The following is a 10,181-nucleotide window of genomic DNA, read 5'->3' as shown; positions in this document are numbered from 1 at the left end:
TTGCTTGCCAAGGCACAGCGGTTCCATTTTCGCCCATTGGGCATCCGTCAATATCAAGCGATCCATATGCAGTTTAAAGCACATCAGGGACCTTGTGAAAAATCAATTCCAAACAGACCCCAAAAAGGCGGCGTTCCTTGAAGCTTTTTGAAAAAAGCTTCGCCAAAAACTTCTGGTTTTTTTCAACCGGCCTGCAAGAAATATTCTGGATGAAGGAGAGATGACCATGACCGCCCATTCCCCCGCTCTCGTGCCCTTTGCCGATAACAGCGCCAGCCGCACCATTGGCGGCATGACGGTGGAAAACGGCACCGACAGCATCGCGTTCTATGGCCAGACGGATCTCAGCCGCGACAGGGCCGGGCTGGCACGCGCGCAGGCGCTGCTGGCGTTCATGCAACAGGTGGTCACGACGCTTGAGGCCCAGAAAGACCTGCCCGATGCCCTGCCGCCACGCAAGCCCGCCAAGGTGGACAATCCTTTCCTGTAAAACCGCCCAGACGCACAACGGGGCCGGTCCATTGCTGGACCGACCCCGTTGAAAAACCCGTTCCCCGCAGCACAGGGCCGCGGGAAAAGCCGGATCAGCGCTTGCTGAACTGGAAGGAACGGCGGGCCTTGGCGCGGCCGTACTTCTTACGTTCGACAACACGCGAATCGCGCGTCAGGAAGCCTGCGGCCTTCAGGATGCTGCGCAGCGCGGGCTCGTAGTGGGTCAGCGCACGGCTGATGCCGTGACGGACCGCACCGGCCTGCCCGGACAGACCACCACCAACGACCGTGCAGTACACGTCGAACTGGTTGTAGCGGTCAGCCACCAGGAAGGGCTGCGTGATCAGCATGCGCAGCACGGGGCGCGCGAAGTAGGTGCCAACCGGACGGCCATTGACGATGATGTCGCCCTTGCCCGGCTTGATCCACACGCGGGCAACCGCGTCCTTGCGGCGGCCCGTGGCGTAGGAGCGGCCCTGCGCATCGCGCTTGGCTTCGTAAACCGGGGCGGCTTCCTGCGCGGACGTCACCTGGCCGGAAGCAACCGCTTCCTTGAGGTCAGCGAGCGTGCCTGTACGTTCTTGGGTTTCGGACATGTGGTTCAGCCCCCGACCTTCTGGGTGTTGACGGCATTCTTGCGGTTGAGCGATGCAACATCAAGAACCTGCGGCTTCTGCCCCTCATGCGGGTGCTCGGCGCCGGCATAGACATACAGGTGCTTCATCTGCGCGCGCTGCAGCGGGCCGCGCGTGATCATGCGCTCGACAGCCTTGCGCACCACGTGGCCGGGGTTCTTGCCGGTCAGGCGCTGGGTGATGGTGCGCTCCTTGATCCCGCCGGGGTAGCCGGTGTGATAATGGAACAGCTTCTGGTCAACCTTGTTGCCGGTCAGGCGAACCTTCTCGGCGTTGATGATGACGATATTGTCGCCACAATCAACATGCGGGGTGAACTGCGGCTTGTGCTTGCCGCGCAGGCGCTGGGCAACGATGGCGGCCAGGCGGCCCAGAACGAGGCCCTCGGCGTCGATCAGGGTCCAGCCACGCGTCACCTCGGCGGGCTTCAGCGAAAGTGTGGTCTTCATGGATCTAGTGTTCCGTCCAGTAATGTAGCGGTAACAGGTGGCGCGTTATCAGCCGCATCATGTGCAAACGTCAAGCACATAATCCTTCAAAGGCGGCATTTTCCGCTAAAAAATCGTGTGTGGTATCATGATACCGCCATCTTTCGCGCCATGACCTTTCCACGGGCGATTGCCGAGGGGGGGCACAATGCGATAGCAGTCAGTTCAAGGTCATTACGGATATCAGCCTCGTGAAGAAACTCTACCCTGCCATTCCCCTGCTTGTACTGGTGCTGCTGGTTGGTAGCTGGGGGGTGCATCATTTTGCCCAGCACAGGCTTGAAGCCGGCATAGCCGACTTCCGCGCCTCCATCGGGCCGAACGCCACGTTCAGCTACGCCACGGCCCGGCCGCGCACGCTGGCGCGGGGCGCGCATTTCACGGCCGTCACCTACCACAACCCCGCCATGACGCTCATCGCGGCCGACGTGCGGCTGGGCGGGCTGACCGGCAACAACGTGCAGGGCGAGAAGATCGGCAGCATCGTGCTGCGCGATGTCAAGATCATGACCCAGACCAGCACCATCTCGCTTGATGAAGTGGACCTGCGCAACCTGGTGCTGCCCAATACCGACCGCGCGAGTGCCGATGCCAGCCGCCCGCTCGGCTTCGATTCCCTCGTGCTTGATGATGGCACGTTCATCAACATGCACCTCGCCGTGCCCACCAGCCAGACCGATGTGACCGTGGCGCGCATGACCGTGGCGCAGTACGGCATGGGCCGCACCTCGCATCTCGACCTTGACCGGCTGGCCACCCAGATCAACCTCACGCCCACGCGCCGCATCTCGGTCGATCACATCAAGATCGACGGGCCGGATTTTGCCAGCGAGGTTGCGAGTCTGATCCAGTCGGGCCACCTGATCCATGAGAGCCATCCGCATACGATGGACCTGAAAAAGGTGGAGATCGACAGCACCCACCCCATGCTCCAGATCGACCATGTCGCCACCTCCAGCTTCTCCACCGCGACGGAGGACAAGATGGACACGACGCTGGGCAACCTCACGCTGTGGTCCACCGGCAATGACAACCAGACGATTCTCAACGCGTTCGGCTATGACCACTTCAACGGCAACATCCACATCAACAGCACCAGCGACCGCAGTGCCGGGCGCGTGCACCTGGAGCCGATGACCATCGAGTCGGCCGATATGGGCAACCTGACCGTGGTGGCCGAACTCGACCAGATCCCCTTTGATGACATGGCCATCATCCCCGAGACCGCGCGCATCGTCTCCGCCGCCATGACGTGGGAGGACCACTCCCTGGCCAGCCATGTGCTCGCCGGCCTGGCAAAGAGCCGCAATACCGACCCCGAAATCTACCGCCAGAACCTGCTGGCCTCGCTGGCTGCGTCCGATGATGCCTCGATGCGCGCCATGGGCCGGTTCCTGCAGTCGCCGCAGGACCACCCGCTGCAGATCGCGCTGCGCCCGATGAAGCCGGTCAACCTGATGATGCTGGGCGTTGCCCTGTCCATGGCGGGCGATCCGTCGGTCGCGGCCCCGCTGGGCCTGACCATTTCCACGCCCTGATGCGCAACCCCGGCCCCGTGCATGTCATCGGGGCCAATGGCCGCTCGGGGCTGGCGCTGTGCCGGGCGCTGCGGGCCGAGGGCCGGAATGTCGTGCCCATCGTGCGCGAGATGGCGCGCTGGCAGGCAACCGGCCTGCCCATGGCCGCCCGGCTGGCCGACCTTGCGCATGACCCCGCCCAGCTGCGCCATGCCCTGCATGATGCCACCACCATTGTCCTGACCGCCCATGCCCGCCATCTCCCCGCCGTGCTGGCGGCGGCTCCCCCGCAGGCGCGACTCGTGGCCCTGGGCAGTACGCGCCTCTTTACCCGCTGGCCCGATGCCCATGCGCGCGGCGTGCTGCACGGCGCGCAGGCGCTGGCCCGCTCCGGCCGCGATGGCGTGCTGCTGCACCCCACCATGATCTATGGCGCAACGGGCGAGAACAATGTGCAGCGCCTCGCCGCCCTGATGCGCCGCCTGCCGGTGCTGCCGCTACCGGATGCCGGGCGCGCGCGGCTCCAGCCCATATGGCAGGGCGACGTCACCCGCGCGCTGCTTGCCGCCATCGCGCGCGACTGGCAGGGGCCGCAAAGTCTGGTTATCGCAGGGGGGGATCAGGTCAGCTACCGGGATTTCACGCGCATGGTGGCCCGTGCCGCGGGGCTGAGGCCGCGCCCGGTCCTGCCGGTACCAGGCACCGCGCTGATGGCGCTGGCGCGCTTCAGGGTGCCGGGGCTGCCCGTCATTACGCCTGCCGAGATCCGGCGGCTCATGGAAGACAAGATTTTCGACATTGCCCCCATGCGCGCGCAGCTCGGCTTTACGCCGCTGCCGCTGGCTTCGGGGCTTGCGCGCACGTTCTGACCGGCGGCCCTGTGCCCAAAGCCACGCCGGAAAAACAGTCTGATTTTTCAGGGAAGTACGGGTTGGGGCGAACGACGGGGCTCGAACCCGCGACCACCGGTACCACAAACCGGCGCTCTACCAACTGAGCTACGTCCGCCACAACTGGAGCGGTTATTTAGAGAAGCCGCGCAGACCCGTCAATTACCCTTTTTGCATTTTCATGCATTTTCCACGCAGAGCTGCGCGCGCACGCCCTGCAACCGCTGCACCGCCTGCGAAATGACGCCCGTTTTCTTGCAGAACGCAAAACGCACGTAGCGGTCGGGGATATCCTTGCCCGCCTGGTCATAGAAAGCCGAGACGGGAATGGCCGCCACGCCGACCTTGCGCGTCATCTGCTGGCAGAACGCCACATCGCCCCCCGCAAAGCCCAGCGGCGCGATATCGGCGATCAGGAAATAGCTGCCATCGCACGGCAGCACGTCGAATCCGGCCCGGAGCAGCCCTTCGGCCAGCCAGTCACGCGCGGAGCGCATGCTCTCGGCCAGCCGCTCGAAATAGGCCGTATCCTTGTCCAGCCCCACGGCTACGGCGCGTTGCAGGTTGGGTGCGACGGTAAAGGTGAGCAACTGGTGCGCCTTGGCCACGAGGGCGGCCAGCGGCGCGGGCGCGGTCACGTAGCCCACCTTCCACCCGGTCATGGAAAAGCTCTTGCCAGCACTGCCAATACGGATGCAGCGCTGGCGCATGCCCGGCAGCGCCATGAGCGGCACATGGCGGGCGGGGGCGAAGGTCAGGTGCTCGTACACCTCATCGCACACGGCATAGGCATCGTGCCTTGCCACGAGCCCTGCGATGAATTCCAGTTCATCCCGCGTGAACACCTTGCCCGTCGGGTTCATGGGCGTGTTGAGCAAGATGGCCTTGGTGCGCGGGGTGAAGGCTGCGGCCAGTTCCGCGCGCGGCAGGTCCCACCGTGGCGGGGCGAGGCGCACGGTGCGCACCACGGCGCCAAGCAGGCGCAGCACCGGCAGGTAGGTATCGTAAAGGGGTTCGAACACCACCACCTCGTCGCCGCGGTTGATCAGCGCCATGAGCGAGGCGGTGATGGCCTCGGTCGCGCCGCATGTCACCACCACTTCACGCGCGGGCTCGACGGTAATGCCGTAGAACCGCGCGTTCGACCGCGCCACCGCCCCCTGCAGCTCAGGCAGGCCGGCAAGCGGGGGGTACTGGTTGCGCCCGTCACGCAGGGCGCAGGCCGCGGCCTCGACAAGGTCGGCCGGGCCTTCGGTATCGGGAAAGCCCTGGCCGAGATTGATGGCGTCATGCTCCACGGCCAGGGCCGACATGACGGAAAATATGGTGGTCGGCAGCCCCGAAAGCATCGCGTTGGCGGGTTTCATCGTCTTGATCCTGTCCGTAGGCGCATAGGTGCAGGCAATGCGCATTTTTGCCCATATCACCCGATTGCCTGAAAACCAAAGCCGTGCAACCCTGCCACGGCAAAACGGGCGGCATGCGCTACAGATGCCATGAGACGGAAGACAGACCAACAGGCATGAAAAAGATCGAGGCCATCATCAAGCCCTTCAAGCTCGACGAGGTGAAGGACGCCCTGCATGAGATCGGCCTGATGGGCATCACCGTCACCGAGGCCAAGGGCTTTGGCCGCCAGAAGGGCCACACGGAACTGTATCGCGGCGCAGAATACATCATCGACTTCCTGCCCAAGGTAAAGCTTGAAATCGTCTGCCCCGATGACATGACCGAGCGCGCGGTCGAGGCCATCATGGCCGCCGCCCGCACCGGCCGTATCGGCGATGGCAAGATCTTCATTACCCCGGTCAGCGAGGTGATCCGCATCCGCACGGGCGAACGCGGGCCTGACGCCATCTGAGGGTTGGCCTGCAAACATGGGTCTCATGGCGGCTGGCCTATCGACAGCGGCCCCGCGTTTCCGTAACCATAACTGCCGCGCCGCATGGAACGGCACACCAAAGTCAGGACAGGTAATTTAACATGGCAAAAAAAGCACAGGCTTCAGCCTCGGTTTCCACACCGTCGCATTCTGCTGAAGCCATCGCGAAGGTCTTTGAAATCATCAAGGAAAACGCGGTCGAGATGGTTGACCTGCGTTTCACCGATCCGCGCGGCAAGTGGCACCACACCACCCAGTATGTCACCACGATCGAGGATGACACCTTCCGCGAAGGCTTCATGTTCGATGGTTCCTCCATCGCAGGGTGGAAAGCCATCAACGAAAGCGACATGATCCTGCTGCCTGACCCGACCACCGCGGTGATGGACCCGTTCTCCGCCAAGCCGCAGCTGATCCTGATCTGCGATATCGTGGAGCCCTCCACCGGGCAGTTCTACAACCGCGACCCGCGCGCCACCGCCAAGCTGGCCGAGCAGTACCTCAAGTCGACCGGCCTGGGTGATACCGCCTTCTTCGGCCCCGAAGCCGAATTCTTCATCTTTGACAGCGTGCGCTTTGGCACCGGCCCGAACTTCGGCATCTATGAGCTGGAAAGCATCGAAGGCCCCGGCGCGTCGCTCAAGGACTACCCCGAAGGCAACATGGGCCACCGCCCCGGCGTGAAGGGCGGCTACTTTCCGGTCGCACCCGTTGACAGCGAAGGCGACCTGCGCGCCGAAATGCTGACCACCATGGGCGAGATGGGCCTGCCCATCGAGAAGCACCACCACGAAGTGGCACAGTCGCAGCACGAGCTGGGCACCAAGTTCGACACGCTGGTCCGCTCCGCCGACTTCATGCAGATCTACAAATACTGCGTGCACAACGTCGCCCATTCCTACGGCAAGACGGCAACCTTCATGCCCAAGCCGATCTATGGCGATAACGGCTCGGGCATGCATGTGCACCAGTCGATCTGGCGCAACGGCAAGCCCACCTTCGGCGGCAACGGCTATGCCGACCTGTCCGATGAGGCGCTGTACTACATCGGCGGCATCATCAAGCACGCCAAGGCGCTCAACGCCTTCACCAACCCGTCCACCAACTCCTACAAGCGCCTGATCCCGGGCTTCGAGGCCCCCGTGCTGCTGGCCTACTCCGCCCGCAACCGTTCCGCCTCGTGCCGCATCCCGTATGCGACCAGCCCGAAGGCGAAGCGCGTCGAGGTCCGCTTCCCCGATCCGACCGCGAACCCCTACCTCGCCTTTGCCGCCATGCTCATGGCCGGTCTCGACGGCATCAAGAACAAGATCCACCCCGGCGATGCCATGGACAAGGATCTGTACGACCTGCCGCCCGAGGAACTCAAGCAGATCCCGACCGTGGCCGGCTCGCTGCGTGAAGCGCTGACCGCGCTGGAATCCGATTACGAGTTCCTGCTCGCCGGTGGCGTGTTCACCAAGGACCAGATCGAGAGCTACTGTGAAGTGAAGTGGCAGGAAGTCTACAAGTTCGAGCACACGCCGCACCCGGCCGAGTTCGAAATGTACTACTCCGTCTGATCGCGTTCTCCCCCACGGGAAAACGGACTGACACGAAAAGCGCCGGAACCTTGCGGGTTCCGGCGCTTTTTTCATGTCCGGCCCCGTGGCCGCGCGCACGTTTGCTCGATTGCGCTTCCCGCGCACTGGTCGCAGCCGTCATATCGCCTACACCTTGGGGGCCTCCACCAGCGCAAGGACAGACCATGACCCAGGCACTCCCCGCCACCATGCAGGCCGTGACCGTAAACGAACCGGGCGGCCCCGATTCCCTGCACGTCACCACCGTGCCCATGCCCTGCCCCCGCGCCGGCGAGGTGCTGGTGCGGGTCATGGCCGCAGGCATCAACCGCCCCGACATCATGCAGCGCCAGGGCCTGTATCCGCCGCCACCGGGGGCAAGCCCCCTGCTGGGGCTGGAAGTAGCCGGCGAGGTCGTGGCGATGGGCGAAGGCGTGCCGCCCGATGCCTTTCCGGCCCTGGGCGCGCGGGTCTGCGCGCTGGTCAATGGCGGGGGGTATGCGCAGTACTGCACCGTGCCCGCAGGCCAGTGCCTGCCCTGGCCTGCGGGGTTTGACGCGCTGCATGCGGCCGCCCTGCCCGAAACGTTTTTTACCGTGTGGTCCAACCTGTTCATGACGGCGGGGCTGAAACCCGGCGAGAGCGTGCTGGTGCATGGCGGCACCAGCGGCATCGGCACCACGGCCATCCAGCTTGTGCATGCGCTCGGCGGCACGGTTTACGCCACCGCCGGCACGGACGAAAAATGCACGCTTTGCACGACGCTGGGCGCGCGCGCGGCCATCAACTACCGCACCGAGGACTTCCCCATGCGCATAAGGGACCTGACGGATGGCGAGGGGGTCAATGTCATCCTCGACATGATTGGCGGGGCCTATATGGAGGGCAACCTCAGATCCCTGGCCATTGCCGGGCGGCTGGTCATCATAGCACTTCAGGGCGGGGCGAAGGCCGACGGGGTCAGCCTTGCGCGCATCATGACCCGCAGGCTGGTGGTGACCGGCAGCACGCTGCGCCCGCGTGATGCGGCATACAAGGCCGAAATCGCCCGTGAACTCGAGGCGCATGTCTGGCCGCTGCTGGCCCGGCGGGCCATTCGCCCGCTCATCCATGCCTCCTTCCCCTTGGCGCGGGTTGCTCAGGCCCATAAACTCATGGAAAACGGAACCCATATGGGCAAGATCATGCTGGACCTGCAACACCTCCCCCGACAGACGACCGGACGATAGGAACACAAGCTGGTGCTACTGAACGTCATTGAGCGCGGCCCCGAGGAAACCGGGCCGGACACGGCCGGCAGGCCGCCCATCGTCCTGCTGCACGGCCTGTTCGGGCGGGCGCGCAACCTTGGCTTCTTCCAGCGCAGGCTGGCACGCACCCGGCGCACGCTCGCCATCGACCTGCGCAACCATGGCGAAAGCCCGCACGGGCTGATGGACTACAACACCATGGCGGGCGACCTGCTGGAAACACTGGCCCACCACAACGCGCTGCCCGCAACGCTGGTCGGCCACTCCATGGGCGGCAAGGTGGCCATGACCCTGGCCCTGACCCGGCCGGGCATGGTGCACAGCCTGCTCGTGGCCGACATTCCGCCCGCGCGCACCGGCCACGGGCAGTTTGCCCTTGGCGAGCAGATGCTGCGGGTGCCGTTCCCGCCCTTTCTCAACCGGGCGGGGGCGGAGCGGCTGCTCCAGCACTACATCCCCAACACCGATGTGCGCGCGCTGATGCTGCAGAACATCCGCGTGGGGGAAAACCCCGGCTGGAGCATCGGCCTGCGCGAGATGGTGGACTCGATGTCCAATGTCGAAAGCTGGCCCTACATCCCCGAAGGCTACACCTATCCCGGCCCCACGCTGTTCCTGGCGGGCGGGAATTCGCCCTATATCCGCCCCGAACATTATGCCATCATGCGCAGGCTTTTCCCGTGCTACCGGCTTGAACTGATCGAACGGGCCGGGCACTGGCTGCATGTCGAAAACCCGGAGAGATTCGCCGAACTGCTGGAAAACTTTGTCGAAAGCTACTGAAGTAGCCCTCCGTTACGCATCCGGTCCTTGACAGGCCCCCCCCCCGCGTCAGTTATGCTGGCACCATGCCAGGGCAGGCAGGCAGGCCCCGGCAACAGACCCACATGGCGGAGACCCGCAGCCTTTCATGACGGTGACACTCAGTCCCTCCTCCCGGCGGCCAGAAGCCGTGGAGCCCGTACTGATCCCCCGCGACCCGCCGCCCGGGGGCGGCCTGCCACGCAATGGCCGCACGGAACAGTACACCCCGCCCGAGCGCGAAAGGCTGCTGCCCGGCACCCCCGTGCCGCCGCCACCCGGCTACCGCAAGCTGCGCCCCATGCTCTCGGGCCTGATCCGCCCCGACACGGTCGAAACGCCAGGCCCAGGGCGTGCCATCGCCATATCGGGCCTGCTGCATGCGGCCCTGCTCGCCGCGATCCTGATCGAATCCGCCCATCACAGCCAGCATGGCTCGCCCAACGCCACGCAGACCGAGCCACAGGTGGAGATGGTGTTCTCCCCACCCACATCAAGCGGGTTGCAGGGCCAGTCCTCGCCCGACATGGCGGGCGGGCAGAATGCGCCAAAACAGTCGCAGAACAAGGAACAGGAACCCAGCGCGCAGGAAAAGACGCATAACCCGCAGCAAAACAGCGAGGATTCGTCCCCCTCCCCCAACACCGCCAGCGAGCAGACCCCC

10 protein-coding genes, 1 tRNA gene and 1 pseudogene are annotated in these 10,181 nt (G+C 64.6%); 8 read left to right on the top strand and 4 right to left on the bottom strand.

All coding sequences use genetic code 11. The annotated features are described in order from the left end of the window. The first annotated feature begins 226 nt into the window (after nt 1-226). Entirely contained in the window at nt 227-490 is a 264-nt protein-coding gene (locus HNW77_RS16310) for a hypothetical protein (protein WP_172159078.1), read from the top strand. Nucleotides 491-584: 94 nt separating this feature from the next. Here HNW77_RS16310 and rpsI read toward each other — a convergent pair whose 3' ends face one another. Both rpsI and rplM read right to left on the bottom strand, forming a co-directional pair. Continuing rightward, a complete protein-coding gene (gene rpsI / locus HNW77_RS16305; RefSeq protein ID WP_172159076.1) occupies nt 585-1,088 on the bottom strand; it encodes a 30S ribosomal protein S9 in 504 nt (167 codons plus the stop codon). Nucleotides 1,089-1,093: 5 nt separating this feature from the next. Continuing rightward, complete coding sequence (gene rplM / locus HNW77_RS16300) at nt 1,094-1,576, bottom strand: 50S ribosomal protein L13 (protein ID WP_130732428.1); 483 nt, start codon at nt 1,574-1,576, stop codon at nt 1,094-1,096. Between the two features lie 230 nt (nt 1,577-1,806). Between rplM and HNW77_RS16295 the strand changes: the two genes are divergently transcribed. Together HNW77_RS16295 and HNW77_RS16290 are read left to right on the top strand one after the other, a co-directional pair. Beyond that, entirely contained in the window at nt 1,807-3,153 is a 1,347-nt protein-coding gene (locus HNW77_RS16295) for a hypothetical protein (RefSeq protein WP_172159074.1), read from the top strand. Then, complete coding sequence (locus HNW77_RS16290; RefSeq protein ID WP_172159073.1) at nt 3,153-4,001, top strand: NAD(P)H-binding protein; 849 nt, start codon at nt 3,153-3,155, stop codon at nt 3,999-4,001. Before HNW77_RS16295 ends, HNW77_RS16290 begins: the two co-directional genes overlap by 1 nt. A gap of 63 nt (nt 4,002-4,064) precedes the next feature. Here HNW77_RS16290 and HNW77_RS16285 read toward each other — a convergent pair. Beyond that, a tRNA-His gene (locus tag HNW77_RS16285) sits at nt 4,065-4,140 on the bottom strand. Between the two features lie 61 nt (nt 4,141-4,201). Next, nucleotides 4,202-5,389, bottom strand: coding sequence for an aminotransferase (locus HNW77_RS16280; RefSeq protein ID WP_172159071.1), 1,188 nt, complete (start codon nt 5,387-5,389; stop codon nt 4,202-4,204). 155 nt (nt 5,390-5,544) lie between these two features. On the opposite strand from HNW77_RS16280, the gene HNW77_RS16275 reads away from it, so the two are divergent. The 5 genes and pseudogenes from HNW77_RS16275 to HNW77_RS16255 all read left to right on the top strand — a co-directional run. Then, nucleotides 5,545-5,883 (top strand): P-II family nitrogen regulator, encoded by a 339-nt coding sequence (locus tag HNW77_RS16275; RefSeq protein WP_110569573.1) that lies wholly within the window; start codon nt 5,545-5,547, stop codon nt 5,881-5,883. A 122-nt stretch (nt 5,884-6,005) separates the two neighbouring features. After that, nucleotides 6,006-7,466, top strand: a complete 1,461-nt coding sequence (gene glnA, locus HNW77_RS16270; RefSeq protein ID WP_172159069.1) for a type I glutamate--ammonia ligase — start codon at nt 6,006-6,008, stop codon at nt 7,464-7,466. A gap of 185 nt (nt 7,467-7,651) precedes the next feature. Beyond that, nucleotides 7,652-8,695, top strand: coding sequence for an NAD(P)H-quinone oxidoreductase (locus HNW77_RS16265; RefSeq protein ID WP_172159068.1), 1,044 nt, complete (start codon nt 7,652-7,654; stop codon nt 8,693-8,695). A gap of 12 nt (nt 8,696-8,707) precedes the next feature. Next, nucleotides 8,708-9,499 carry an alpha/beta fold hydrolase gene (locus HNW77_RS16260; RefSeq protein WP_172159067.1) on the top strand — a complete coding sequence of 264 codons (792 nt, stop codon included), beginning with the start codon at nt 8,708-8,710 and terminating at the stop codon, nt 9,497-9,499. A gap of 127 nt (nt 9,500-9,626) precedes the next feature. Then, a pseudogene (locus tag HNW77_RS16255) lies at nt 9,627-10,181 on the top strand (energy transducer TonB); the annotation flags it as partial.

The organism is Komagataeibacter melomenusus (assembly GCF_013155395.1).
Lineage (GTDB): Bacteria > Pseudomonadota > Alphaproteobacteria > Acetobacterales > Acetobacteraceae > Komagataeibacter > Komagataeibacter melomenusus.
The sequence above is the reverse complement of the archived record's forward strand: the minus strand, read 5'-3'. Positions and strand labels throughout refer to the sequence as shown.